Origin of the sequence: Bacillus methanolicus, from assembly GCF_028888695.1 — a bacterium.
Taxonomy (GTDB): domain Bacteria; phylum Bacillota; class Bacilli; order Bacillales; family Cytobacillaceae; genus Bacillus_Z; species Bacillus_Z methanolicus_B.
Map to the genome: position 1 here is coordinate 705,001 of NZ_PNFF01000002.1, position 25,019 is coordinate 730,019.

Genomic DNA, 25,019 nt, shown 5'->3' on the forward strand with positions numbered 1-25,019 from the left:
CCGCTCCCTCAGGGTTCGGCGGTTCGAATCCGTCCCCCTCCACCATTACATATAATCCAAAAATATGGACAAGTTAAAACTGTCCTCTTTAGTATGAGTTGAATCACACAAATGGGCTATAGCCAAGCGGTAAGGCAACGGACTTTGACTCCGTGATGCGCTGGTTCGAATCCAGCTAGCCCAGCCATTAATAGAGCCATTAGCTCAGTCGGTAGAGCATCTGACTTTTAATCAGAGGGTCGGAGGTTCGAGTCCTCCATGGCTCATCAAAACCCTGCAAAATTGTAGGGTCTTCATTCGATTATGAATAATTAAATTGCGGAAGTAGTTCAGTGGTAGAACACCACCTTGCCAAGGTGGGGGTCGCGGGTTCGAGTCCCGTCTTCCGCTCCATTCGGGGCCTTAGCTCAGCTGGGAGAGCGCCTGCTTTGCACGCAGGAGGTCAGCGGTTCGATCCCGCTAGGCTCCACCATCACTTTACATATGTTATCAAAGCTTCAGACCTATTTGGTTTGGGGCTTTTTTTATGTCAAAGTTGATATTTGTAAAAGATCAATGAGTTTGAGTTTTTTGTATTACGTTAAAGACAATATTGAAACTGAACGAAACAGAACAACATTGATCAAAACTTTTTATTATATTCGTTCTATACTTGTAGAACACTTTTGTTATAATAATAATAGAACAGTTAGGAGGAATTTATTTGTTCATTAAAATTGAACCGCATTCCGATATTCCTATTTATACACAATTGTCGAATCAAATTATCGAAGGTATTGCCAGTGGAATATTGAAAAGCGGCAATTCGTTACCGTCTGTTCGTTCGCTCGCAGCCGATCTCGGAGTGAATATGCACACCGTCAATAAAAGTTACCATGAGCTTGAGAAGAAAGGTTTTATTAAAATTGTTCCGAAATCTGGGGCAATTATCAATTCTCCTGTTGGAGGCGAACAGCGAGAAGTTCATGTTGAACGAATTGGAAATGAATTTAGGCCCATTATTGCTGAAGCACTTGCTCTAGGGATGAATGCTGATGAAATTCGCGAACAGATTTTATCTATCATTTCAGATATCCGGGGGGAGTAAAAATGATCTTACCAATTTTTCTTATCACAATTGGCTTTATCGTTATTCTGCAATCTGCTATTCCCTTTTTATTAAAACGAACAATTGCGTTTGGCGTTACAATTCCTGAAGGACATACGGATGATCGGACAATTGCTTCTTATAAAAAAATTTACTCAACTACTACTCTTCTTGTCGGTTTAATTTTGCTGGCTGCTTATTTCGTATGGACGAAATATGTAAATCCTACTGAAGAAAAGCTCGTCTTAACCGGGTTAGCAATTCAGTTTTGTGTCATTTTTGTAAGCATGGGCCTTTACTTTTTGTTCCATGCAAAAATGACTCGACTGAAACGGGATAATAAATGGGGGGCAAATTTGAAACAAGTAAAAATTGCAGATATCGCAATTCGGACGAAAGATGAAATGCTCCCTGAGTATGTATTCGCTATACCGATGGTCATTACAATCGGTCTTATTGCTTATACAGCAATACAGTACGATAACATCCCTGACAAGATCCCAACGCATTGGGGAGCCGACGGACAACCGGACGCATTTACTACAAAAACACCATTTTCATCCATTTCTCTTCTCTTCGTCCTTCTTATTATGCAGGCAATGATGCTCGGAATTAATGCAATCACTAAACAATCCGGTATTAATATAAGTGCGACAAGAAGCAATGCATCACGTGTACAACAGTTGTCATTTAGGAAATACACGAGTTGGTTCTTGTTCCTGTCAAGCGTCCTCTTAACTGTACTTTTTGGTTTTCTTCAACTAACGACAATACATGAAGGTATTGGTAATGAAGCATTAATGCTTGCCATGCCGATTGGTTTCTTATTGGTAAGTCTCATTGCTGCCGCAGTTTATGCGTTTAAAGTTGGCCAGAGCGGTTCACGTATCGATGTTGTACATGAAGACGAACCGGTTTCCGGGATAACGGATGTTGACGACGATAAATATTGGAAAGCAGGAATTTTTTATGTAAATAAAGACGATCCATCCATTTTCGTAGAAAAAAGATTCGGAATTGGCTGGACAATCAATTTTGCTCACCCAATCGGTTATCTTATTCTGTTTGGTCCGTTATTGCTCATTTTGCTCATCACTTTTCTTTTATGACGTACCAAACGGTGCTTTATTTTCACATAAAAATTTTTATCTATTAAATGAAAAAGGTCTTACTTTTGCAAAGAAGCGTGTCAAATAGGAAAAAAATCGTAATTTTTCAATCTCAGGTTCATAATGAGCTTGTGTTTTTTTGAGATACTCCTCCTCAGCCGTAAAACCAAATTGAAAACAATTGAAATCAGACTCTTTCGTTTATTTTTAAAATTGTGTATATATATTCACATTTTTGTCGAGTTGAGTCATTTTTATGAAAGCGGTTAAAATAGGTAAATAATAGGGATGAGGAGGTATCTGTTTATGAAAAAAATATCCATTATCGGCATGCCGATGGATTTAGGACAAATGAGACGCGGTGTTGACATGGGTCCAAGTGCAATGCGTTATGCTGGAATAAATGAAAGGCTAAGAAACTTAAAGTATGAGATAGAAGATCTTGGAGATATCCCAATCGGGAGGCCGGAAGTTGTACATCGATCAGATACGAACTTGCGCAACTTGGAGTTAGTAGCTGAAAAAAATGAAAAGCTGGCAGCACAAGTTGATGAAGTTGTTAGATCAGGGTCATTTCCGCTCGTGCTTGGCGGCGACCACAGCATTGCAATTGGTACATTAGCCGGGGTTGCAAAACATTATAAAAACCTGGGCGTAATCTGGTATGATGCACACGGGGATTTAAACACAGCAGAAACTTCACCTTCGGGGAATATACATGGAATGCCTCTTGCGGTCAGTATAGGGCTGGGGCATCCTATGCTGACGGAAATAGGCGGCTACAGCCCTAAAGTAAAGCCGGAAAACATTGTGATCATTGGTGCCAGATCTTTGGATGAAGGTGAGAGGGCTCTTATAAAAGAAAAAGGTATAAAAGTTTTTACCATGCATGAAATTGACAGGCTTGGCATGTCAAAAGTAATGGAAGAAACTATCGATTACTTGAAAGAAAAAACGGATGGAGTGCATCTTTCGCTTGACTTGGATGGATTGGATCCAAGTGATGCGCCCGGAGTCGGAACACCTGTTAACGGCGGAATCACCTACCGGGAGAGCCACCTTGCGATGGAAATGCTTGCGGAAGCACAGCTCATTACTTCAGCAGAATTTGTTGAAGTCAATCCAATCCTTGATGAAAAAAACAAAACTGCAACCGTTGCAGTTGCATTAATGGGCTCTTTATTTGGTGAAAAACTTTTATAAATAATTAAAAGGCTGACCTATAAGTACCTGTCCTTGGCTCCCCTGTTGCAGTTACTAAATATTGGAGAAACATTGATCATGTTTTCAATATTTAGTAACTTAGGGTGCCCGGCTCTCAGTTTTTGGTCAGCCTCACTTTTTTGCGGTTAAGAGGTAATATCGGTTAAGGAGCTTGTCCAATTCTGCACTTACTTCGATTACTTGCTGATTGGTCAAAGTAGAATGAGAAGCTAACTGTATCATTTTTCTTCGATGTGTTTCAATGTCTTCTAGTAATCTTTTGACATACATAAAACACTCCTCACTTCCTTCGTTAATTAGTCTTTTTATACCCTGTGGAAAATATTTTAAACATACTTCAGTAAATTTTTGTTAATATAAAATTGGTTGAAAAATTTTATATAAAAAGTGAAACCCTTTCCGCTATCGATTCGTATATCGTATAGCCGCATTAGAGCGGAGGTAACCAATGGAAGAGATCGTAAAGAAAAGGATAAAAGAAGTAATAAAAGGCGACCAAAATGCTTTTGGAGAAATCGTTGAACTTTATAAGGACAAGGTTTTTCAACTTTGTTACAGGATGCTTGGAAACAGGCATGAAGCAGAAGACATTGCTCAAGAAGCTTTTATTCGCGCATATGTAAATATTAACAGTTTCAACATAAATTTAAAATTTTCCACGTGGCTTTATCGAATAGCAACAAACCTGTGTATCGATCGTATAAGAAAGAAAAAACCGGACTACTATTTGGATGCAGAGGTTTCGGGCACGGACGGGCTTACAATGTATTCTCAAATTGCGGCTGATACAGCTCTTCCTGAAGAGGAGCTACAGAGTTTGGAGCTGCAGGAAACGATTCAAAAAGAAATTTCAAAACTACCCGAAAAATACAGAACGGTTATCGTATTAAGATATATCGAGGAACTTTCACTAAATGAAATCAGCGAAATATTAGATCTTCCGCTGGGAACGGTTAAAACGAGAATTCACAGAGGGAGAGAAGCGTTGAGACAACAGCTACGTTATGTTTAATGAGAGGGTGAGAGCTTTGAGTTGTCCAGCAGAGATTATTGAATATATGCATGAATACTTAGATGAAGTGATCTCAGCCGAGCATGAAAAAATTTTAAGAGAACATCTGCAAACATGCAGGGATTGTCAAACGCACTTTCATGAATTAAAAAAAGCGATTGCTCTAGTGCAGAGCACCTCCAATATAAAGGCACCTCCCAATCTTACGGCAAATGTGATGGCAAGATTGCCAAAGGAAAAGAAAAAAATTGGAGTGCAGCGCTGGTTCCGTCATCACCCTTTATTAACAGCTGCCTCTTTATTCTTCGTTTTAATGGTGGGAAGCCTTTTCTCAGCATGGAATGATCATCAATTTTCCGTTTCGAAGCAGCCTAATCTGAAAGTTGAAAATACTACAGTGATTGTTCCAAAAGGCGAAGTAGTTAAGGGAGATGTCGTTGTAAAGAATGGAACTTTAAAAATTGAAGGTGAAATACAGGGGAATGTGACAGTAATAAATGGAGAGAAGTATCTTGCTTCTGCCGGCCATGTTACAGGAGAGATTACAGTAGTTAATGAAATATACGAATGGTTATGGTTCCAAATAAAGAAAACAGGCAAAGATGTTATCAATATATTTGATGAAGAAAATGACAAAAATTAAAGCCACTCGAATAAGGGTGGCTGATTTTTTTAAAACTATTTTCAGCAGTAATTATTAAGAAATCATATAGCCGTATTATTCTTAAAAGCTTTTTGATTTATGGTATAATATGAGAGTTACATACGATACTTAAGCGGCCTAAGCTTTTTAATAAATTTATGGGGGAAGTACAATGCCGTTTTTTGATATACCAATACTAGAATTATTGGCAAATACTGTGGATATTCTCCTTGTATGGTACGTTATTTATAAATTGATTATGGTTATACGGGGAACGAAAGCCGTTCAATTGCTAAAAGGAATTTTTGTCATTCTCCTCGTAAAAATTATCAGCGATCTTTTATATTTAAAAACATTAAGCTGGATAATGGAGCAAGCTTTAACATGGGGATTTTTGGCCATCATAATCATTTTCCAGCCGGAACTTCGAAGAGCCCTTGAACAGCTTGGAAGAGGGAAGTTGTTTGCAAGAAGCGGAACCCCTGAAGAAGAAGAGCAGGAAAAAATGGTGGAGGCGATTATTAAAGCAACCGATTATATGGCAAAGCGGCGTATAGGGGCGTTGATTTCAATTGAACGAGAAACCGGGATGAGTGACTACATTGAGACAGGAATCCAGTTAAATTCAAAAATCTCCTCTGAATTGCTGATTAATATTTTTATTCCAAATACGCCTTTGCATGACGGAGCCGTCATCATACAAAAACATAGTGTTGCCGCAGCAGCATGCTATTTGCCGTTATCGGAGAGCCCATTCATCTCAAAAGAATTAGGTACCCGTCATCGCGCCGCACTTGGAATCAGCGAAGTGACTGACAGTGTAACAGTCGTTGTCTCAGAGGAAACAGGAAGCGTGTCTTTAACGAAAAACGGGGAGCTGCATCGTGATTTGTCTCCTGAAAAGTTCAAAGAACTGTTGAGAAGTGAATTGTTGTCACAAACGAGAACAAAACAAGCTTCTTCAGCCCGATGGAACTGGAGGGTGAGTAAAAGTGATCGATAGACTGATGGATAACCACTGGTTTTTAAAAATTATTTCCCTTGTTTTGGCTGTGTTGCTGTTTTCATCTGTTCCGGATATGGAAAAAGCGACAGATGAAAATGTTCCTTCTCAAAACAATGTTGAGACAATCACGGATGTGCCTGTAAAAAGCTATTATGATACAGAAAATCTCGTAGTGTCCGGGGTGCCTGATATAGTGAAAGTTACGATTCAAGGCCCCAAAAACATCGTACAAATGACAAAATCCCTTAGAAATTTTGAAGTGTACGTAGACTTGTCAGATGCGGAAATAGGCACTCAGCGAGTTCCCATTCAGATACGGGATATTTCCGACAAACTGAAAGTTACAGTCGAGCCAAGTTATGCCAATGTGACCGTTCAGGAACGAGTCACAAAGGAATTTAAAGTAGATGCTGAATTCAATAAAAAATTATTAGATGATGGTTATGTTTCCGAGGAGCCAGTCGTTGAGCCGAAAAAGGTAAAAATTACGGGTGCAAAGGATGTAATTGAAAGGATTAGCTTTGTCCTAGCAACTCTGGATATTGGAGGCTCTATAAATAGTACGGTGACAAGAGAAGCATCTGTTCAGGTGCTTGACAGGGAACTAAACAAGCTTGATGTTATCGTTGATCCTGAAACTGTTACAGTGACAGTGCCAGTAAAAAGCTCTAGTAAAACCGTACCGATCAAAATCGTCCAAAAAGGAACCCCTCCTGAAGGAGTTTCTATAAATTCTGTATCCATTGATGTAAAGGAAGCAACAATTTTTGCAAAACCGGAAAATTTGGGTCAAACAGAAAGTGTTAGAGTAGAGGTAGATGTAAGCAATATACAAAAAGACACGGAATTGACAGTGCCAGTCATCATTTCAGAAGGGATATCAAAAGTTGATCCGGAAACGGTAAAAGTCAGGATTAATGTAGATGTTAAAAAAGCAGATGAGAATAAAGACGAGAATAAAGAAGAGGAAAAAACACTGTCAAATCTACCTATTAAAGCGGAAGGCCTCAACGAGAATTATGAGGTAGCATTTCTTGATCCTGCTTCTGCTACTGCCAATTTGACCATAATAGGATCAAGCGACATAATCAAAACGTTAAGTGAAGATGATTTTAGTCTTTTTATTAATGCAGCCAACCTTTCGAAAGGAAATCATGAGCTCGATATACAAGTTAAAGGCCCAAATAACGTGAAATGGAAGCTTGCAAAAGAAACAGCAAAAATTTCAATTACGGAAAAAGAAGAAGCTTAATAAAAGCAATTATTCGATGAAGGAGAGATTCTTGAAATGGGAAAATATTTCGGGACCGATGGAGTACGCGGAGTTGCCAACAGTGAATTGACACCGGAACTTGCTTTTAAATTAGGGCGCTTTGGAGGATATGTACTAACAAAAGATAAAGAACGTCCCAAGGTGCTTATTGGCCGGGATACCCGCATTTCCGGACATATGCTGGAAGGTGCTCTTGTAGCCGGATTATTATCAATCGGGGCAGAGGTTATGCGGCTCGGTGTCATTTCTACTCCTGGAGTAGCGTATTTGACAAAAGCACTTGGCGCACAAGCTGGAGTCATGATATCCGCTTCCCACAACCCGGTAGCCGATAATGGAATAAAGTTTTTTGGACCGGATGGATTTAAGCTCTCTGATGAACAAGAGCATGAGATTGAAAAGTTGCTGGATCTTGAAGAAGACAATTTGCCTAGACCGATAGGAGCAGAACTCGGGCAAGTCAATGATTACTTTGAAGGCGGACAAAAATATCTGCAATATTTGAAACAAACAGTAGACGAGGATTTTTCAGGAATTCATATTGCCCTGGATTGTGCACATGGGGCTACCTCTTCATTGGCGACGCATTTGTTTGCTGATCTCGATGCAGACCTTTCTACGATGGGCGCATCGCCAAATGGTCTTAATATTAATGACGGAGTAGGCTCAACCCATCCGAAAGCTCTTGCTTCATTTGTATTAGAAAAAGGTGCCGATGTCGGTCTTGCGTTTGATGGGGACGGAGACCGCTTGATTGCAATTGATGAGAATGGAAATATTGTTGACGGCGACCAAATCATGTACATATGCGGCAAATACATGAAAGAACAAGGCCGATTAAAGCATTCAACTATCGTATCTACTGTCATGAGCAATCTCGGCTTTTATAAGGCGCTTGAAACTCTCGGAATTGAAAGTGTCAAAACCGCTGTTGGCGACCGTTACGTAGTAGAGGAAATGAAGAAAAACGGATATAACTTAGGGGGAGAACAATCCGGACATATCATTTTCCTTGATTACAACACAACAGGAGATGGCCTGCTAACAGGATTGCAGCTTGTCAATATTATGAAAATGACACAGAAACCTTTATCGGAACTGGCAGCGGAAATGAAAAAATTCCCGCAAATGCTTGTTAATGTAAGGGTTACGGATAAACATCACGTAACTGATAATGAGAAAGTCAAAAAAGTGATTAAGCAAATAGAAAATGAAATGAACGGCAACGGACGTATTCTTGTCCGTCCGTCCGGAACGGAGCCTGTGGTTCGGATTATGGCAGAAGCGCCAACAGAAGATTTGTGCCATGAATATGTAAACCGTATTGCTGAAGTAGTGAAAGAGGAAATGGGGTTAACAGGAGAGTAATGTTAGAATATGCATAGGGGAACGCTTCAAATCCCTTATGCATATTATTTATTATAGGAAAAAAGAGTATCCGGAAATATAGCGGGTATAATTGCCTATTAACAGCCGTTTTGATTGACGGATTGTTTATCAATGTTGTATGATAATCATGTTTATTCAAGAATAGAAAGGTGGGCAGTTAGAAAATTTTATAAGCGCCTGAACTAATCCGGAAGACGCCTGGATTAGTTGACGAGGAGGAGGTTTATCGAACATTCGGCGGATACCTCCCGGTTGTAAGCACAACCGAAAAATCCCTTCTTTAAAACATTGAGGCAACTTAATGGACAAAGAGAGGGGAATGCTATTATTAAGCAGGTTAGAAGTTTGGAACATGTTATCCGACTTCCTGCCTTTGAAAAAACAGAGATAAGGGGGCAAGTTTGCCCCCAAGGCTTCTTGCCCCCTTGAGTAAAGGGAGGAACAGAAGTTTATGTGTGGAATTGTTGGATATATCGGAAATAACGATTCGAAAGAAATTTTATTAAAGGGCTTGGAGAAGCTAGAGTATAGAGGTTATGATTCAGCAGGAATTGCCGTTATGAATGAAAACGGCGTTCATGTGTTCAAAGAAAAAGGCCGCATTGCTGATTTGCGCAGCATTGTGGATGAAACGGTTTCCGCAAATATAGGAATCGGCCATACACGCTGGGCAACTCATGGTGCTCCAAGCAAAAGTAATGCACATCCCCATCAAAGCGCATCCGGGCGCTTTACGATTGTCCATAACGGGGTAATCGAAAACTATGATATCTTAAAGCGCGAGTACTTGATGGACGTTCCTTTAAAGAGTGATACTGATACGGAAATCATCGTTCAACTTGTTGAACTGTTCGTGAACGATGGATTAAACACAGAAGAAGCGTTCCGCAAAACGCTCACTCTCTTAAAAGGTTCCTATGCACTTGCCCTTTTAGATCAACAAAACAATGAAACGATTTTTGTTGCAAAAAATAAAAGCCCGCTTCTTGTAGGTCTTGGTGACGGATTTAACGTAGTAGCAAGCGATGCGATGGCAATGCTTCAAGTTACGAACCGGTTTGTGGAATTAATGGACAAAGAAATGGTCATCGTAACAAAGAATGAAGTAACAATCCAAAAATTAAATGGAGAAGTAGTAACACGTGATCCGTTTATTGCTGAGCTTGATGCAAGTGACATCGAAAAGGGAACATACCCTTACTACATGTTAAAAGAGATTGATGAGCAGCCGCTTGTGATTCGTAAAATCATTCAAAATTACCAAGACAAACAAGGAAGCTTAACAATTGACCGGAATATCATTGATGCAATGAATGATGCCGACCGCATCTATATTATTGCGGCAGGTACTTCTTATCATGCAGGCCTCATCGGAAAGCAGTACATTGAAAAATTGGCAAAAATTCCGGTTGAAGTTCATATTGCGAGCGAATTTGGCTACAATATGCCAATGCTTTCTGAAAAACCGCTGTTTATCTTTATTTCTCAAAGCGGTGAAACTGCTGACAGCCGTGCCGTACTTGTTGAAATTAAAAATATGGGCTACAAAGCTCTTACCATCACAAATGTTCCGGGTTCTACGCTTTCACGTGAAGCAGATTACACATTGCTGCTCCATGCCGGACCGGAAATTGCCGTTGCTTCAACAAAAGCGTATACTGCCCAAATAGCAGTACTCGCGATTTTAGCGGAAGTAACTGCAAAGAGCCGTGGAATTAAGCTTGATTTTGATCTTGTCCATGAGCTTGGCATTGTGGCAAACGCAATGGAAATCCTTTGTGATGAAAAAGATGAGTTTGAAGAAATTGCCCGTGAATATTTAGCAACAACAAGAAACTGCTTCTTCATCGGACGCGGAATCGACTTCTATGTAGGGCTTGAAGGTGCATTAAAGCTGAAAGAAATTTCCTACATCCAAGCGGAAGGTTTTGCGGGCGGTGAGTTAAAGCACGGAACAATCGCTTTGATTGAAAACGGCACTCCTGTTATTGCCCTTGCAACTCAAAGTAAGGTAAACTTAAGCATCCGCGGCAACGTAAAAGAGGTCGTAGCCCGTGGTGCAAACCCATGCATCATCTCCATGAAAGGTCTTGAAACAGAAGAAGACCGCTTCGTGGTTCCGGAAGTACATGAACTATTAACACCTCTTATCTCTGTTATTCCGCTGCAATTTATTGCTTATTATGCAGCATTACACCGCGGCTGTGACGTTGATAAGCCAAGAAATTTGGCGAAGAGCGTGACGGTTGAATAAAGTATTAAATAATAAAAAATGATGTGTAAGTAATAAAAAAGATGTTAAAAAAACACACGTTATGGAGTAAAATGGAAGTAACTCCAAACGTGTGTTTTTTATTTTAGAGCGTCGAGAATACAGCGGGGTGGGCTAATGTCTCAAATAGAAACGGTAGCTATGGGGTGTCTAAGCAATCCGACTTGGCAAGGGCTAATGCGTCATACAAAAATGCCGGTTGCAATGACCTCAGCAAACTTGTCTGGTCAGGCTGATGGCGTTGTTGACGGAATTGATCATCCTATTCAATTGTATATATAGGTTTATGTTTTCCGCCAGTTGCAAAAGTGTGAATCCCTTATGTACCAAAGGCTTTGAGGAGTTTTTAGATTAAAAAATAACATTTTAGTTACTATTCGGTACAAGTTTGAGCAAAAGTGGGGAAAAAAGCGGGACAAACTTTTTTCTATTCCAATATGAAAACAAAAGGTGGAAAATGAAGGGCATGAAGTGAAAAGGTATTCAAAATTACTCCATATCCGCTTCATTATTTTTGTTAAAGGTTTCTCCCATTACGATAGATTTCTTATTCCCGCAAAAGGGTCAGGATTCACGAATGTAACTACCCAAAGTTTGTCATTTGATAGGTACTTTAAACCGAGTGAGACGTGATTATATAAAGTCATTCCACTTCTAACCTGGATATATAAAGTTTGTTCGTATACTCTGTTCAAATCATATAAATCCTTTTCAAGCGGAACTGACCCCCTCTGCTTAAAAATCTAATTTTCGTGGTCACATCTTAGTTAAGTTTTCTTAAATTATTATTCCCCATCTAAAGGTTGTTTTGGACTATGTTTTAATATGCTAAGTATTTCAACGGCCGCCTTTCTACGCCTATCAGGGTCTTCTGATTGCATTTCTTCTTCTAATATTTCTAAAGCGGTAGTTCCTAATGATTCAAGGCGGCTTAATAACTTCTCATGTTCCTTTTCATTAGGTGTTGGCTGTTTATCTTCTCCTTCCCAAATATCCAGTGGATGTATATGTTCAGACTGTGGAATTTTTTGTGTAGTTACCAAGCCTAATATTTCTCCAATACCAGATGTTATAAATGGGTGAGGGTATTTGGTAACCGTAGTCATATTTCTAAGTAGAGATTTTACCTCTTCTCTTAACTCGTCTTTTTTAACCATTTTTTTCCAAACACAAGAACGACGATGACAAGTTCCATCTTTTATTTTATCTGGATGGTATTCATAATCACCAATAATACCGATATGAACAAATCCATCTTGAGTTATTAATACAACGTCACCTTTACGCATAACATTTCTAAACGTATTTACAGTACCTAAGTTTGTTGATAATGAACGACCAGAGTAACCATATGCAGAAGCTAATGCTTCTCGAATATCTTCTTTAGACATTGAAGTCATATCAGGAACTTTGCTCCAACCAATAGCAATATATCCCTCGTTTAGAAACTCGGAAGCTCTTTCCTTACCCTCAGGTTTTGTTTTAAATTGAAAGAGATTAATATTGAAGATGTTCATTCGTATACCTCCTTATTCATTGGTATTTTTGTTTGTGAACTTATCTTATCATAACATATTTTCTCGTGTCAATTCGTATTTATGAAAAATATAATAGCATATGTATTCGTATCTTACCGTATTGGATTATACCTTTATTTTCTTATACCTTTAACGTGACACCTTTGAGTGCAACCCAGTTTTTCGTTTCTCCACGAAAAAGTAAATATCATGATTAAAGCAAAAGGATTATGGTAAAGATAATAAATAATTCTTTACCTTTTTATTAAGTAAAGGTATAATACAACTAAAGAGGGAGGTAGGAAAATGAATAAAAGGAAGGGGAATCAACCGCCAAAAGGAGTGAATATCTATTCCAGTGCTTACACTTCTACACTTTCCTCAAAATACCAAGTTACTGTTCCATCTAAAGTTAGGGAGATAATTAATGCGGAACCAGGGGATCAAGTGATTTTTGCTATCAATGCAAACAATGAAGTGGTAGTGAAAGTAAATAAAAAAAATTCACTACTTTCTCTATTTGGTAGTATGCCACCTAAAGGAAATTCCGAACCTATGGAGTGGTCTGATATTAGAGAACAGGCACGAGAAGAACGATTCACTCCTAATAATTAATGTTATTAGGAAAGGATAGAATTAGTTTTATGCAGCACTTACTTGACGCAAACGCTATAGTCCGATTTTTAACTAACGATGACCCAAAACAATCACCAGTAGCTTATCGCTTATTCGAGAAAGCTACAAAAGGGGAAATTCAGCTGGTTTTAACCCCTTTAGTAATTACTGAATGTTGTTGGGTACTTCAATCCAAAAGGTACGGCTATTCTAAGGCTGAAATTGCTGAAAAATTAAGCTTAATTATTTCAGCGAACGGAATTAAGACAACAGAAAAAGAGATTGTACAAAAAGCCTTATTTAATTACAGCACTCATAATGTAGATTTTGTGGATGCATATTTGAGCGCCACAGCACAGTTCAGTGAAGTAAATTCCATCATCACTTGGAACGAGAAGGACTTCAAACGTTTAGGTGTAGAATTTTATACTCCTGAACAAGTATTAAATACCAAATAGTATTAATAAGAGACAAAGGTAACATTTTTGCAGCATTTTTATTAGGTAATTCAAAAAATTGTAAAATAATTACACAACATTATCTTTACACCATTCCGGAAAAGGAACGGTGTTTAGCATGTTTGATTGGTTTCACAGTATACGACTTTTTGTCACAATACAAAATTGGTTGTGGCTTTGGAATAAAGTTTGATCATTCAAAAATAAGATTGATCATTTTTATTAAAGTTTGATAATAAATAACCTCTTGAGGTATGATTACCTTAAGGGGTTATTTTAATTTTCTGAACTTATTATTATGTATGAAAGGCATCTTTTAGTATTAATATAAAGGAAAAGAACGTTCGATAATGTTACAGATATCGAACGTTTAAGGATTGTCATATTCAGTTTATTTTGATTTGTTCGAGCTGTTTCAAATAAATGATATGACCGCAACAGATAAAATTATAATTAGAATACTGACACTTTTTAATTTTGATTTGTGCCACATTTGAAAATCACTTACTGCCCCACCTATTACTGAGAGGGTGACACCGATTATTTCAAGAGCAGTCAGTGATACTAACAACTTAGGTCTTTTTAAGTTTATGGTTGCATTGCTTTAAGAAAGAGTATTGCTTTTTTCTTATTGTGCAAATCAGATGTGTTGGATAAGAACAGGATTATATCTTTCTCAGATAGAAGATAAAAAATAGAAATGCAGCAAAAAATTTGTAGGGAGAGTTCATATGGACATAAAAATACATAGTGATTTTTCAGAAGCAAATATTAATGAAATTTTGGAAGTTTATTGTTCTGTCGGTTGTAAAAATCATACAAACGAGATTATTAAACAAGTTTTTGAAGCAAGTAATGTCATAGCATTGGCTAAAGTTAATGGTCGAATTATTGGATTTGGAAGAGCAATTTCAGATGGTGTTTTTAATGCTGCGATCTATGATGTTGTGGTCCATCGAGATTTTCAAAAACAAGGAATAGCTAAAAAAATTATGCAGTTTTTACTTGATAAACTGAAAAATGTTTTTTGTGTGCATTTAATCTCAACAAGTGGAAATGAAGAATTTTATCGGAAACTTGGATTTAAAAGAGTAAAAACAGGAATGGCAAGGTATTTGAATCCTGTGCTAAGTGATGAGTATTTAGAATAAGAAATGAGCTAACAGGTGCGATTCTTAAATATTAAGGATCGCTTTTCTTATTCCACAAACTTAGCAGGTTAGTTAAAGAACAAATCAAATGTGAAGCTGCGTGTCTTAAACTACGTCTACTTAAAAAAATGGCTCTAGAAGAAGGTGTATTATTAAGAATTGAAAATGTGAAGGTTCCAAGTATCGTTCTGCCAAAGGTGCTATTGGAATAGAGATTACTATTCATTTCAAAGGAGGGAAATGGCAAGTCAAAGAGTCCAAAGAGACATGGATTAGTTAATACAATGTATATTTTGATCATCTAAGGGGTGCAATAATTTGGAGTTCGGGGCTGTCATGTCCGGTTTTTCTTACCAAGCAAGGATATATCAACTTGACGACTCGCCCAATAAAAATCAAGTACAGCAAGGAGTTTTTCGAAGCACGAAGAAAACTTATTGCAGAGGATAGTACGTTTTCGTCCATACATATCAAAGAGCTTCCTAAAAATTGGCATACCTGCCATCTCAGTAGCTATATTTAAATAAAAACTTCAAAAATCTCATTCCGTTTTAGAGCCCATTTTTACAAATGTTTAAGTAAGTAAAAGGGTTTTTCTTACTTATCCAGTAAACGTATTGATAAGACGAGAGAAATAACTATTGAAAAAAATTTTATTTGTGTTATAATAAAATATTTATCGTTGATAATAATCCGTTTAGGTGTTAAATTATACTAAGCAATATTTAAAAAACTTACAGTAAATTAGGAGGATCAAAATAATGCGAGTAACTAAAGGAGTTGAAATACTTGAATTGGAAGCTGAGGGTTTTGGAGGTAGAGCAGTCTTACATCCTACACTTATCTGGGACGATAAAGAAGCTATTTTGATAGACACTGGTATGCCGGGACAATATGAGAAAATAATCTCAGCTATGAGTGGGTTAGGGATGTCATTAGATAAATTAAAAGCAGTAATATTGACACATCAGGATATTGACCATATTGGTAGCGTGCCTGAAATCATACAGGCTACCAAAGGACGCATTCAAGTATTTGCTCACGAGCTTGATAAACCCTACATTGAGGGGGAAATACCTCTAATTAAAACAAATCCTAGGAGTATGGCTAAAATTTTGGAGTCCCTTCCTGAAGACCAATATAGAAAAACTTTAGCCCTTTGCGAGAATCCTCCAAAAGCTAAGATAGATGATACTTTGTCGGATGGTCAAGAAATACCATATTGTGGGGGAATTAAAGTTCTCTTTACACCTGGGCATACACCTGGCCACATTAGTCTTTATTTAAAGAATAGTAAAACCCTTGTTGCTGCTGACGCAATGATTTGTGTAGAAGGAAACTTACGAGGACCTGTTGAGCAAACAACGCTTGATATGGATACTGCCCTTCGTTCACTAGAAAAATTTTTAGAATACGATGTTGAATTTGTGGTTTGCTATCACGGAGGTTTATGTAATATGAATGCGAAAGGCCAAATTCAAGATATAATAAGGAAAATAACTAATGTAATTGAGACAGATTGAAAATAAGTTTGTTTTATAACTTTTTATAGTAAAAATTGGTTGCAACTAACCAGAGGATATTATTAAGCTAACAGGTGCGATTCTTTCATAAGGAATCGCTTTCTTTATCCTTAGTCAAAGAACATTTAAGCTCAACTTTATATTACGAAATAGAATCGCTCTAGGATCTTTAAAGTTCATGTGTTGTGGAGCATGGGGCATCCCGCCGAGCAAGTCGGTTAATTTATTTGTAAAAAGATTTCTTTGTATGATTCCAAAACCGTGATACCAATTGTCATTCCGAGCGAGCGCATAAAGGAACTGGTAGAGATGGCTGCCCCGCACTCTGTCTCTAAAAATGGTGAATTGACGCCATACCTAACACTGAAAAAGAAGCTCCCCATACTAATCTCGTTTCTTTACTTTTCACCGGCAATAACCTCCCTTTTATACTTTTTTGCTTTCGGTAACTTTTGCTTTTTCATCTTGTTGAAAGCTTGTTTGATATTCTACGAGATCAATCTCACAACCCGGACCAATTATCACTTCGTTTCCTCTGACAACTTTCGCTTTCGTATACTCTAAATAAATCACGTCCCCTTCAATACATTCTGCTAAAAGCATAGCTGAATCGGGAGAGAATCGTTTTAAAAAGTTGAGGGCACTAAACGACTTGCTCTTTGCTACATGAATGTTTTCTCCACCTATTTCAGCGATTCGGCTATCTGCAAAGTGAAGAAAGAGCTCAATTTTTTCTGCATTTAATGTATTTTTGATGGTAAAAGCCCCTTTGATGGAAATAGAGTCGGCTTCACAATCGTTTTCAATCTTCATTTCTCCATACCCATGAATATTCCCGCCAACTAAATTTCCATTAATATGGATTCCTCCACGAAGGCTTAAATCCTTCAGTGTGACATGACCATGTATATCGGCTTCACCGAAAATCTTGACAGTATCTGCTTCTAAATTTCCCCTCATATTCGCCTGACCGAAAATATCAACTGACTTGGCTTTGACGATCCCGTTTACATCAGCATTTCCGAACACCTTCAATTGAACACAATGCAAATCTCCATTAATGGTACCATCTCCACGAATCTTTACTTTATTAAAATTTCCCCCAGAAGTAATGCTTGTTCCAGTCACCGTTAAATGACGCAACAGATCATTTTCCATCATTCTCACTCCTTTACAATTGTTTATAGCTGCCGACTTTTGATCCCTTGTCAAATTGAAAACTATTTTTATATTCCACCAATTCTATTTCGCAGCCAGGACCCAGTGTCACTTGATTTCCTCTTACTACTTTTGCTTTTGTATGCTCTAAGTAAATCTCGTCTCCTTCAATGCTATCAGCGTTTAATCCGATATGGATATTGAATAACAATTTTTTAATTAAATTCATTCTTTGTTTTTTCACTTCAATGTATTCGCCGCCAATTTCTTTTGCCTGACAACTTCCAAACATCGTAATTTGAATTTTTCCAGCATTTAATAATCCACCAATATGAAAACTGCCTTTTACCTCAAATATTTCTGCAGTACAATCCCCAATGATCTTTGATCCACCGTGAACGTACACCTCATCTCCCGATAAGTTCCCTTTCACTTTTCCGCTTCCTTGAAAGCGAATTTCTTTGCACTCCACATCACCGTCGATACTAGCATTGCCTTGGATTTTCATGATCTCTGAACGCAATGCACCTTGCATACGAGCCGTACCTGATACATGGGCTGCTTTTGCTTTCACGTTGCCATGAATTTTTGCATTTCCTTGAATGATCAAATCGATACAATCAATTTCACCGTTTAATGATCCGTTGCCGGCGATTTTTACTAGATTGTATTTACCACCGGAAGCATTTCCAATACCTGCAATCACTAAATCTTGCCTTTCCACCCGTTATCCCTCCAAGATTCTTATCTTTAATTCCTCCATACAGCTTGGTAAATGAAGGCGGACAACTACTTTGACACCGTCTTCCAAATAAATTTCATTTCCGTTCGCTGCTAACATACACGTCGAGATTCCCATTTTCCGTATCAAAATGAATTCACAACTTCGTCCTTGAATTTTTGGATAATGATTTTCTAAAACATTTAATAAATTTTTCCCCTCATCTAAACTGATGTCTCCTGTTTGAAGGAGCTTTTCAAGCACATAGAGTTGTAACAATTGATCAAATGAAAATTTTTCGTGTTCTCCTTTTTGTTCTTCATAAAAGCGAAATGTTGTTAATGAAACAATGTTTCGTTTTATGAGGTCGTCTTTGCTGACAGTGATATCTGCGGGGTTAGGAGAAAACATCCTTGCTAATTCATCCAGCGATAAATCATCTTTCATACTTTTAATTTTTTCTATTCTCGCTAATATTTTTTCTTTAGGAAAAAAAGTCTCTTGTCCAGTAAAAGTTGATTTTCGAATAAACCAATCTTCAGGAATTAATTTTTTTCGTTTCCAACGATAAAGCTGTCCGTAAGAAATACCAGTTAATTCGAGCAACTCTTTTTTAGAAATTAGATCTTGTTCCATTTGTAAGCACCTCCCCACATATTGAATGTAACATAACAATGTTACGTAGTAAATAAAAAATACAGAAATCATGTTCCATTTAAGAGCCCATTTTTCTAACCAATTGATGGCTTTTTTTTTATTATTTAGGGATTTTCACTTTTATAACGACATTCGTCTATCCTTTTTTCCCTTTGTGCATATCTTGTACAATAGATAAGAATATCTCCACATATCCATGATGAATCCCACCCATGTTGCATAATAGTTACCTCCGCAGAAGCGTGTGCTTATTGCAATCGCTTATTCTTTTTAAAGTAGATCTTTTTCAACAAAACCTAAGAGTTCTTTTATGGACTAGGATATTTGTCCAATCCTTTCTTTAAAAGTTACATAGGATAAAAATGAGACCAGCATATGGAGGTGAACTAATATGTGTTTCTTTGGTTGTGGATGTGGTAAAGGCTACGGCGGCTACGGCTACGGCGGTTACGGCGGCGGTGGCTCTAACTTTGCGTTAATTGTAGTATTGTTCATTCTATTGATAATTGTTGGTGCAGTTATCTGGAGCTATTAATTAAAAGGAAGCCCACATGTTGCAGTTTAGGGCTTCTAACAATAATTTATCATTATTATAGAAAAGGTGGTGTTAAATATGAGTGATGGATTCAGAAATAACGCTTTTGCTTTAGTCGTTGTTTTATTCGTTCTACTTATCATTGTAGGATGTTCTTGCTTTGGCGGCTATGGAGGTTACTAATAATAATAATAATAAAACCCTAATTTAACTCATATTAAAAAGAAGAATCTAAGTTAGAGAATATGATGTTAGCATAAATACAATTATTTTAGGCACCTGTCACCAGGTGCATTTTTATTTATTATATGTAAATATTATTGAATAGACAGAAAGTTGACAATTTGTTTTTGCTCAAAGATAATATAATGGGAACAAGTGTTTTGTTTAGTTACATATATAAATAAAAGGAGCAGATTATAAAGTGAAAAATTCAACCCAAAAAATTACTACGTTTTTAATGTTCGATGGTAAAGCTGAAGAAGCGATGAATTTTTACACTTCTTTGTTTAGGCAGTCAGAAATAATAAGTATTACTCGTTATGGAGCACATGAGGCTGGCAAAGAGGGAACAGTGCTGCATGCTACATTCACATTAAACGGACAAGAGTTTATGTGTATAGATAGTAGTGTAAAGCATGAGTTTACATTTACTCCGTCTATATCACTTTATGTAAAATGTGATACAGAGGAGGAAATTGATGAACTTTACGAGAAGTTATCTCAAGATGGAGAAGTTCTCATGCCGTTGGCAGCTTATCCGTTTAGTGAAAAGTTTGGTTGGGTGCAAGATAAATATGGAGTTTCATGGCAATTAAACCTTGCTAAAAACTAATACTATAACATGGGTCGAAGATACTTTTTAATCGTATCTTCGACCTTTTTTCTTGTACATATCACATGATCAGAAGGAAAAAAATGAGTTTTCGCTGCGGTTCTTAAACCTTCGTTTGGTGTTCCTATGTTGTCTTTCCCCAAGACAAGACGGGTGTTAAGCGGTGAGTAGTTCAATTAACAAAGATGAATTTGAGATTTTTAAAAAATTTGATTTAGAATTTGGACCGTTCTATGGAACGGATGGAAAAGAACTCTTTAAGGGTAAAACCGTGACGTTTTCTTTGCCGAGGTAAAATAGAAAAACAAAGCGTTGGGTAAATAAACAATAAGCTGCCCAGCGCTTTTTTTGTCTTGATAATCATTGTATTTAGCTTTTATTAATCAAACGTTTGATTAATAATTTACTTAGGGATAGGGTAGCTAAACAAAGAAAAAAACAAGAGGATTACTAAAAAATTCTGTTTTGCCGTTGTTCGAACTTGTATCATAGCCACAAACTTAATTCTATTTAAGTCTGAAACCAGAGTATTATAAGTTCGAACAACTTTGAGTTACGATTAATATTTTAATGAATCTTTGTTAAGAACTAATGAAAAAGTTATTAATAATGCCTAACAATTGATTAACAAGATAATTTCACTAGTCACTAACGAGTGATAATGTGCAAGTTACCAGGTCAACTATTTTTGATAATTTTTTCCTCTTGGAAAAGAAGAAAGAAATGATAAGTATTGATACAAAAGCATTTCTTTAATCAACGTAAAAATAATAATAGAATAAAAACTTTGAGTAACAATATATTAAAACGATACTCTTTGGATTAAAAGAAAGGAGTTCCATGAAAAAGATTACATTGCTTTTCTCATTTCTTCTTATGTTGGGGCTCCCATCAAATGCTTTTGGTAAGCTGGAAGTGCCTATCTTGATCTATCATTCGATCGACGATTATAAAGGCCATGGTTCAAGGGAGTTATATGTGGCGCCAGAGAATTTCGAAAAACAAATGATGTATCTTAAAAATCACGGCTATACATTATTAACGTTTGAGCGTTGGCAAGATATTAACAAAGTGAACAAACCCATTTTCATTACCTTTGATGACGGATACAAAAATAATATGAACACCCTTGCAATCTTTCAGAAGCTGGAAGACGAGCGTTTTCAACCTGCAGGCACCATCTTTGTTATTTCTGATTTTATCGGCCGGCCAAATCGATTATCGAAAAAAGAGTTAAAAAAGATGGATGAAACGGGCTTCTTTTCTATCCAGTCACATACCGCTACACATCCTGATTTGACGAAAACGAAAAAATACGAATATGAATTAAAAGAATCAAATCACAGGCAAACCGGTTATCGCTCTTGCATATCCGTATGGAAATTTCAATGCCAAAGTAGTGGCAGAGACGAAAAAATACTATCGATTTGGGGTTACGACAACACCCGGACCATTTTCTGAAAAGGGCATGGAAAACGAGTACTATCTCCTTCCGAGAATTTATGTCACGTATTCTACAACGCTTGAAGACTTTGCAAAAGCCGTAAAAGTAAAATGAAAAGCTGGCCGAAGATGAACAGCTTTTCATTGGGTTTCCAAGATCGGAGAAAAATCAGTTGAATTCTGGTTCTTCTTCGGTCTTTTTTATACTTTCAAGTATAAAGGATTAACAGAAAGGGCAGACGTATCAATCGTTTGAGTGACTCTTGATCTTGTTTTTTCCAAAAACTTCCTCATTTCCCTTTTATGATTAAGCATGTTTCTAAACAACGTCATGTTTCAAGTCCAAATTTCATAAATTAATAAATAAAGAAATAGTGGTTATGGGAGGGATAAAAATGTTTTATGCACGATTGGTACACTATAAATTAGGAACCGGGCAAATACACTTCTGATGGCGGAGGATTGCTGTTTTCTCATATCAAAAAATAAAATGCCTATTATGTCAACATATGAAGTTGGCTTTTTTTAATAGCAATTGGACCAAAGGGTGCAGAATTTTTATTTAGGGGGGACAGATGGGTGGGGTACTACATTACGGTTGAACAAAATGTAAATATTTACGTTGAGGATATAGACCCTGGGCATGGTAAACCAATCTTATTTTTACATGGCTGGCCGGTCAACCATAAAATGTTTGAATATCAGTTCAATCAACTTCCGAAAATGGGCTACCGTTGCATCGGGATCGATCTTCGTGGATTCGGGAAGTCGGATCGCCCTTGGAAAGGATATTCGTACAATCGATTGGCAGATGATATCCGTATAGTGATTGATACTTTAAAGTTGGAAGATGTTACCCTTGCCGGACACTCGATGGGAGGAGCAATTGCCATACGGTATATGGCCCGGCATGCAGGGTATAAGATCTCTAAACTAGCACTTTTGGCAGCAGCGGCACCTGTCTTTACCAAACGTCCAGATTACCCGTATGGACTAACAAAAGAGGCGGTCAATAAGTTAATCGAAGGTACCTACACAGATCGCCCTAAAATGTTGGATGATTTTGGGGATATCTTTTTCGCGCGTTTTTTAACTGAGAGTTTCAAAGACTGGTTCCACGGATTGGGAATAGAAGCGTCAGGCCATGCAACAGCAATGTGTGCCATTTCCCTTCGAGATGAAGATTTACGGCAAGATTTATCTATGATCAACGTACCGACTGGAATTTTCCATGGAAAACAAGATCAAGTATGCCCATTTGTGCTTGCCGAATTAATGCAGGCCGGAATTAGGGGATCGGAACCCATTCCCTTTAAGTATAGTGGTCATGGATTGTTTTATTGTGAGCTTGAAAAATTTAATCGAGAGCTTATTCGTTTCATTGGATAGCTTCGAAATAAGAACTTTGGAAATAAATTAAACTGTTCCATGGTGGTTAACAAATATGATAGTTAAAGAAATTTTGAGTCAGCATCTGATGCTGGCTTTTTTTATTGAATAAGAAATTGGAGAAAAAAATCAGGCAAATGCCCGGCTCTTCTTCGGTCTTTGTTGTTTTTCGCTGGCGAATAATATGATGATAAAGTTTATTTTAAATTTCAATTATGGCAACAATCACATTGACAAATTTATTTTTTCTATTAATTGATACGTTTATGAAAGCGCTTTATCATGAAAGTAGAAATGAAATATTTCTACGATGTTGATAGTGGATAAAGGAGTTGAAATAGAGATGACGAATACGAATCAGTCAAACTCAGGTGCTAAAGTAAAAATTCAGCGCTTCGGCAGTTATTTAAGCGGCATGATTATGCCAAATATAGGGGCATTTATCGCTTGGGGGATTATTACCGCTTTATTTATCCCAAAAGGATGGTTTCCAAATGAAGATTTGGCCAAGCTTGTTAAGCCTATGATTACTTATTTACTCCCCATCTTAATCGGATTTACTGGCGGAAGAATGGTCTACGATTTAAGAGGCGGAGTAGTAGGTGCAACCGCTACAATGGGAGTAATTGTTGGTTCACCAGATAACCCCATGTTTTTAGGTGCAATGATCATGGGTCCTTTAGGTGGCTGGGCTATCAAAAAATTCGACGAAGCCATTGATGGAAAAGTTAAATCCGGCTTTGAAATGCTGGTTAACAATTTTTCTGCAGGTATAATTGGCGGTCTTTTAACTTTACTTGCCTATAAAGGGATTGGTCCGGTTGTTTTAACGCTTAACAAGACATTTGCAGCCGGGGTTCAAGCAATTATAGATATGAATCTTTTACCTCTAGCAAGTGTATTTATTGAACCTGGTAAGGTGTTGTTCTTAAATAACGCGATCAACCATGGTATTTTAAGCCCGATTGGAATCGAGCAGGCAGCAAGTGCCGGTAAATCTATTTTATTCTTATTAGAGGCAAATCCTGGTCCGGGATTAGGAATATTATTAGCCTATATTTTGTTTGGGAAAGGCATGGCAAAACAATCAGCTCCTGGAGCAGCCATTATTCATTTCTTAGGTGGAATTCATGAAATTTATTTTCCTTATATCTTAATGAAACCGCTTCTCCTTGTTGCGGCAATTGCAGGGGGCGCAACGGGCGTTTTTACTCTGTTAGTATTTGATGCCGGTCTAGTAGCTGCTCCGTCTCCAGGAAGTATTTTTGCGGTAATTTTCATGACGCCAAAAGGTCATTATTTAGGTGTCCTTGCTGGAGTATTAGCAGCAGCTGCAGTATCTTTCTTAATTTCTGCAGTTATCTTAAAAGCTTCTAAGCATTCCAATGAAGACGATTTAGTTAAAGCAGCTGAAAAAACTGCTGCACTTAAAGGAAAAGAAAGCAAGGCTTCCACACTCATTAAACAAGAAGCAACGAAAGTCCAAACGACAGGGAATGAAACAAACGTACAAAATGAGTTGCCAAATAATATTCAAAAAATTATTTTTGCTTGTGATGCAGGAATGGGTTCAAGTGCAATGGGAGCTTCGATCCTAAAAAATAAAGTGCAAAAAGCGGGGATAGATGTAACGGTATCGAATACTTCCATTAACAATCTTCCTGCTGATGCAGATATTGTCATTACACATAAAGATTTAACAGATCGGGCAAAAGCGAAATTACCAAATGCACATCATATTTCAGTAGAAAACTTTTTAAATAGCCCTAAATATGATGAACTTATCGAAAAATTAAAAGTTAATAAGTGAAGATTTTGAGGCTGACTAAAAGCAAAGGGTCAGACCCCTCCAATACAATATACCATTCTATATATTGATTTTGTCGGAGGTGTCAGACCCTTATTAGTCAGCCTCTTTGTTGAAGACTATTTCAATAGTGGCAACAATGCTTTGGACGAAACTATAATTTCCTTTCATTGTAATAAAGGATGTAAACGTTTT

26 protein-coding genes, 5 tRNA genes and 1 pseudogene (1 of these 32 running past the window's edge) are annotated in these 25,019 nt (G+C 37.4%); 26 read left to right on the plus strand and 6 right to left on the minus strand.

Annotated elements, in window-relative coordinates; genetic code table 11:
• From C0966_RS15150 to rocF, 8 genes are all read left to right on the plus strand, one after another.
• Window positions 1-45 (plus strand) — tRNA-Tyr (locus tag C0966_RS15150); it begins 40 nt to the left of the window's first position.
• Between the two features lie 67 nt (window positions 46-112).
• Window positions 113-187: transfer RNA gene (locus C0966_RS15155), tRNA-Gln, on the plus strand.
• A 6-nt stretch (window positions 188-193) separates the two neighbouring features.
• A tRNA-Lys gene (locus C0966_RS15160) sits at window positions 194-266 on the plus strand.
• A 52-nt stretch (window positions 267-318) separates the two neighbouring features.
• Window positions 319-393 (plus strand) — tRNA-Gly (locus C0966_RS15165).
• 3 nt (window positions 394-396) lie between these two features.
• Window positions 397-472, plus strand: a tRNA-Ala gene (locus C0966_RS15170).
• Between the two features lie 231 nt (window positions 473-703).
• On the plus strand, window positions 704-1,087 hold the full coding sequence (locus tag C0966_RS15175; RefSeq protein WP_274856539.1) for a GntR family transcriptional regulator: 384 nt from the start codon (window positions 704-706) through the stop codon (window positions 1,085-1,087).
• Between the two features lie 2 nt (window positions 1,088-1,089).
• A complete protein-coding gene (locus tag C0966_RS15180; RefSeq protein ID WP_274856540.1) occupies window positions 1,090-2,196 on the plus strand; it encodes a DUF1648 domain-containing protein in 1,107 nt (368 codons plus the stop codon).
• A gap of 306 nt (window positions 2,197-2,502) precedes the next feature.
• Window positions 2,503-3,399, plus strand: coding sequence for an arginase (rocF, locus tag C0966_RS15185; protein WP_274856541.1), 897 nt, complete (start codon window positions 2,503-2,505; stop codon window positions 3,397-3,399).
• 132 nt (window positions 3,400-3,531) lie between these two features.
• On the opposite strand, the gene C0966_RS15190 is transcribed toward rocF, so the two are convergent.
• Window positions 3,532-3,690: an aspartyl-phosphate phosphatase Spo0E family protein gene (locus C0966_RS15190; RefSeq protein ID WP_274856542.1), complete on the minus strand. Its 159-nt coding sequence runs from the start codon at window positions 3,688-3,690 to the stop codon at window positions 3,532-3,534.
• A gap of 178 nt (window positions 3,691-3,868) precedes the next feature.
• On the opposite strand from C0966_RS15190, the gene sigW reads away from it, so the two are divergent.
• The 7 genes from sigW (at window position 3,869) to C0966_RS15225 (ending at window position 11,297) form a co-directional block, all read left to right on the plus strand.
• The gene (sigW, locus tag C0966_RS15195; RefSeq protein WP_274856543.1) at window positions 3,869-4,432 is read left to right on the plus strand and encodes an RNA polymerase sigma factor SigW; all 564 of its coding nucleotides are present in this window, start codon (window positions 3,869-3,871) and stop codon (window positions 4,430-4,432) included.
• A 16-nt stretch (window positions 4,433-4,448) separates the two neighbouring features.
• Complete coding sequence (locus C0966_RS15200) at window positions 4,449-5,075, plus strand: anti-sigma factor family protein (protein ID WP_274856544.1); 627 nt, start codon at window positions 4,449-4,451, stop codon at window positions 5,073-5,075.
• A gap of 172 nt (window positions 5,076-5,247) precedes the next feature.
• Window positions 5,248-6,078, plus strand: a complete 831-nt coding sequence (gene cdaA / locus C0966_RS15205) for a diadenylate cyclase CdaA (protein WP_274856545.1) — start codon at window positions 5,248-5,250, stop codon at window positions 6,076-6,078.
• Window positions 6,068-7,333, plus strand: coding sequence for a CdaR family protein (locus C0966_RS15210; protein ID WP_274856546.1), 1,266 nt, complete (start codon window positions 6,068-6,070; stop codon window positions 7,331-7,333). The genes cdaA and C0966_RS15210 overlap by 11 nt, the downstream gene beginning before the upstream one ends.
• 36 nt (window positions 7,334-7,369) lie before the next feature.
• On the plus strand, window positions 7,370-8,722 hold the full coding sequence (gene glmM / locus C0966_RS15215) for a phosphoglucosamine mutase (RefSeq protein WP_274856547.1): 1,353 nt from the start codon (window positions 7,370-7,372) through the stop codon (window positions 8,720-8,722).
• Window positions 8,723-9,194: 472 nt separating this feature from the next.
• The gene (gene glmS / locus C0966_RS15220) at window positions 9,195-10,997 is read left to right on the plus strand and encodes a glutamine--fructose-6-phosphate transaminase (isomerizing) (RefSeq protein ID WP_274856548.1); all 1,803 of its coding nucleotides are present in this window, start codon (window positions 9,195-9,197) and stop codon (window positions 10,995-10,997) included.
• Between the two features lie 135 nt (window positions 10,998-11,132).
• On the plus strand, window positions 11,133-11,297 hold the full coding sequence (locus C0966_RS15225) for a hypothetical protein (protein WP_274856549.1): 165 nt from the start codon (window positions 11,133-11,135) through the stop codon (window positions 11,295-11,297).
• 503 nt (window positions 11,298-11,800) lie between these two features.
• Here C0966_RS15225 and C0966_RS15230 read toward each other — a convergent pair.
• Window positions 11,801-12,532 carry a hypothetical protein gene (locus tag C0966_RS15230; RefSeq protein WP_274856550.1) on the minus strand — a complete coding sequence of 244 codons (732 nt, stop codon included), beginning with the start codon at window positions 12,530-12,532 and terminating at the stop codon, window positions 11,801-11,803.
• Window positions 12,533-12,838: 306 nt separating this feature from the next.
• Between C0966_RS15230 and C0966_RS15235 the strand changes: the two genes are divergently transcribed.
• The 4 genes from C0966_RS15235 to C0966_RS15250 all read left to right on the plus strand — a co-directional run bounded on the left by C0966_RS15235 (window position 12,839) and on the right by C0966_RS15250 (window position 16,279).
• Window positions 12,839-13,147 carry an AbrB/MazE/SpoVT family DNA-binding domain-containing protein gene (locus C0966_RS15235; RefSeq protein WP_274856551.1) on the plus strand — a complete coding sequence of 103 codons (309 nt, stop codon included), beginning with the start codon at window positions 12,839-12,841 and terminating at the stop codon, window positions 13,145-13,147.
• 29 nt (window positions 13,148-13,176) lie between these two features.
• Window positions 13,177-13,605: a PIN domain-containing protein gene (locus tag C0966_RS15240; RefSeq protein ID WP_274856552.1), complete on the plus strand. Its 429-nt coding sequence runs from the start codon at window positions 13,177-13,179 to the stop codon at window positions 13,603-13,605.
• A gap of 731 nt (window positions 13,606-14,336) precedes the next feature.
• Window positions 14,337-14,756, plus strand: coding sequence for a GNAT family N-acetyltransferase (locus C0966_RS15245; protein ID WP_274856553.1), 420 nt, complete (start codon window positions 14,337-14,339; stop codon window positions 14,754-14,756).
• 761 nt (window positions 14,757-15,517) lie between these two features.
• The gene (locus C0966_RS15250; protein ID WP_274856554.1) at window positions 15,518-16,279 is read left to right on the plus strand and encodes an MBL fold metallo-hydrolase; all 762 of its coding nucleotides are present in this window, start codon (window positions 15,518-15,520) and stop codon (window positions 16,277-16,279) included.
• 150 nt (window positions 16,280-16,429) lie between these two features.
• Here C0966_RS15250 and C0966_RS15255 read toward each other — a convergent pair.
• The 4 genes and pseudogenes from C0966_RS15255 to C0966_RS15270 all read right to left on the minus strand — a co-directional run.
• Window positions 16,430-16,658 (minus strand): annotated as a pseudogene (locus C0966_RS15255) (MFS transporter); the annotation flags it as partial.
• Between the two features lie 47 nt (window positions 16,659-16,705).
• Window positions 16,706-17,437, minus strand: coding sequence for a polymer-forming cytoskeletal protein (locus C0966_RS15260; RefSeq protein WP_274856555.1), 732 nt, complete (start codon window positions 17,435-17,437; stop codon window positions 16,706-16,708).
• A 13-nt stretch (window positions 17,438-17,450) separates the two neighbouring features.
• Window positions 17,451-18,161: a polymer-forming cytoskeletal protein gene (locus tag C0966_RS15265; protein ID WP_274856556.1), complete on the minus strand. Its 711-nt coding sequence runs from the start codon at window positions 18,159-18,161 to the stop codon at window positions 17,451-17,453.
• Between the two features lie 3 nt (window positions 18,162-18,164).
• Complete coding sequence (locus C0966_RS15270) at window positions 18,165-18,794, minus strand: YhbD family protein (RefSeq protein ID WP_274856557.1); 630 nt, start codon at window positions 18,792-18,794, stop codon at window positions 18,165-18,167.
• Between the two features lie 412 nt (window positions 18,795-19,206).
• On the opposite strand from C0966_RS15270, the gene C0966_RS15275 reads away from it, so the two are divergent.
• From C0966_RS15275 to C0966_RS15305, 7 genes are all read left to right on the plus strand, one after another.
• A complete protein-coding gene (locus tag C0966_RS15275; protein ID WP_274856558.1) occupies window positions 19,207-19,350 on the plus strand; it encodes a YjcZ family sporulation protein in 144 nt (47 codons plus the stop codon).
• 78 nt (window positions 19,351-19,428) lie between these two features.
• Window positions 19,429-19,533 (plus strand): YjcZ family sporulation protein, encoded by a 105-nt coding sequence (locus tag C0966_RS15280; RefSeq protein ID WP_274856559.1) that lies wholly within the window; start codon window positions 19,429-19,431, stop codon window positions 19,531-19,533.
• A 241-nt stretch (window positions 19,534-19,774) separates the two neighbouring features.
• Window positions 19,775-20,185 carry a VOC family protein gene (locus C0966_RS15285; protein ID WP_274856560.1) on the plus strand — a complete coding sequence of 137 codons (411 nt, stop codon included), beginning with the start codon at window positions 19,775-19,777 and terminating at the stop codon, window positions 20,183-20,185.
• 163 nt (window positions 20,186-20,348) lie between these two features.
• On the plus strand, window positions 20,349-20,480 hold the full coding sequence (locus tag C0966_RS15290; protein WP_274856561.1) for a hypothetical protein: 132 nt from the start codon (window positions 20,349-20,351) through the stop codon (window positions 20,478-20,480).
• A gap of 545 nt (window positions 20,481-21,025) precedes the next feature.
• Window positions 21,026-21,646 carry a polysaccharide deacetylase family protein gene (locus C0966_RS15295; RefSeq protein WP_342456740.1) on the plus strand — a complete coding sequence of 207 codons (621 nt, stop codon included), beginning with the start codon at window positions 21,026-21,028 and terminating at the stop codon, window positions 21,644-21,646.
• A gap of 561 nt (window positions 21,647-22,207) precedes the next feature.
• The gene (locus C0966_RS15300; protein ID WP_274856562.1) at window positions 22,208-23,017 is read left to right on the plus strand and encodes an alpha/beta fold hydrolase; all 810 of its coding nucleotides are present in this window, start codon (window positions 22,208-22,210) and stop codon (window positions 23,015-23,017) included.
• 343 nt (window positions 23,018-23,360) lie between these two features.
• A complete protein-coding gene (locus C0966_RS15305) occupies window positions 23,361-24,827 on the plus strand; it encodes a PTS mannitol transporter subunit IICB (protein ID WP_274856563.1) in 1,467 nt (488 codons plus the stop codon).
• Window positions 24,828-25,019 lie beyond the last annotated feature (192 nt).

Excerpts from the sequence above, each read along its gene's own strand:
- C0966_RS15180 (WP_274856540.1), top strand. The coding sequence starts at position 1,090 with ATGATCTTACCAATTTTTCTTATCACAATTGGCTTTATCGTTATTCTG.
- rocF (WP_274856541.1), top strand. The coding sequence starts at position 2,503 with ATGAAAAAAATATCCATTATCGGCATGCCGATGGATTTAGGACAAATG.
- C0966_RS15190 (WP_274856542.1), bottom strand. The coding sequence starts at position 3,690 with ATGTATGTCAAAAGATTACTAGAAGACATTGAAACACATCGAAGAAAA.
- sigW (WP_274856543.1), top strand. The coding sequence starts at position 3,869 with ATGGAAGAGATCGTAAAGAAAAGGATAAAAGAAGTAATAAAAGGCGAC.
- cdaA (WP_274856545.1), top strand. The coding sequence starts at position 5,248 with ATGCCGTTTTTTGATATACCAATACTAGAATTATTGGCAAATACTGTG.
- glmM (WP_274856547.1), top strand. The coding sequence starts at position 7,370 with ATGGGAAAATATTTCGGGACCGATGGAGTACGCGGAGTTGCCAACAGT.
- glmS (WP_274856548.1), top strand. The coding sequence starts at position 9,195 with ATGTGTGGAATTGTTGGATATATCGGAAATAACGATTCGAAAGAAATT.
- C0966_RS15225 (WP_274856549.1), top strand. The coding sequence starts at position 11,133 with ATGTCTCAAATAGAAACGGTAGCTATGGGGTGTCTAAGCAATCCGACT.
- C0966_RS15230 (WP_274856550.1), bottom strand. The coding sequence starts at position 12,532 with ATGAACATCTTCAATATTAATCTCTTTCAATTTAAAACAAAACCTGAG.
- C0966_RS15235 (WP_274856551.1), top strand. The coding sequence starts at position 12,839 with ATGAATAAAAGGAAGGGGAATCAACCGCCAAAAGGAGTGAATATCTAT.
- C0966_RS15240 (WP_274856552.1), top strand. The coding sequence starts at position 13,177 with ATGCAGCACTTACTTGACGCAAACGCTATAGTCCGATTTTTAACTAAC.
- C0966_RS15245 (WP_274856553.1), top strand. The coding sequence starts at position 14,337 with ATGGACATAAAAATACATAGTGATTTTTCAGAAGCAAATATTAATGAA.
- C0966_RS15250 (WP_274856554.1), top strand. The coding sequence starts at position 15,518 with ATGCGAGTAACTAAAGGAGTTGAAATACTTGAATTGGAAGCTGAGGGT.
- C0966_RS15260 (WP_274856555.1), bottom strand. The coding sequence starts at position 17,437 with ATGGAAAATGATCTGTTGCGTCATTTAACGGTGACTGGAACAAGCATT.
- C0966_RS15270 (WP_274856557.1), bottom strand. The coding sequence starts at position 18,794 with ATGGAACAAGATCTAATTTCTAAAAAAGAGTTGCTCGAATTAACTGGT.
- C0966_RS15275 (WP_274856558.1), top strand. The coding sequence starts at position 19,207 with ATGTGTTTCTTTGGTTGTGGATGTGGTAAAGGCTACGGCGGCTACGGC.
- C0966_RS15280 (WP_274856559.1), top strand. The coding sequence starts at position 19,429 with ATGAGTGATGGATTCAGAAATAACGCTTTTGCTTTAGTCGTTGTTTTA.
- C0966_RS15295 (WP_342456740.1), top strand. The coding sequence starts at position 21,026 with ATGAAAAAGATTACATTGCTTTTCTCATTTCTTCTTATGTTGGGGCTC.
- C0966_RS15305 (WP_274856563.1), top strand. The coding sequence starts at position 23,361 with ATGACGAATACGAATCAGTCAAACTCAGGTGCTAAAGTAAAAATTCAG.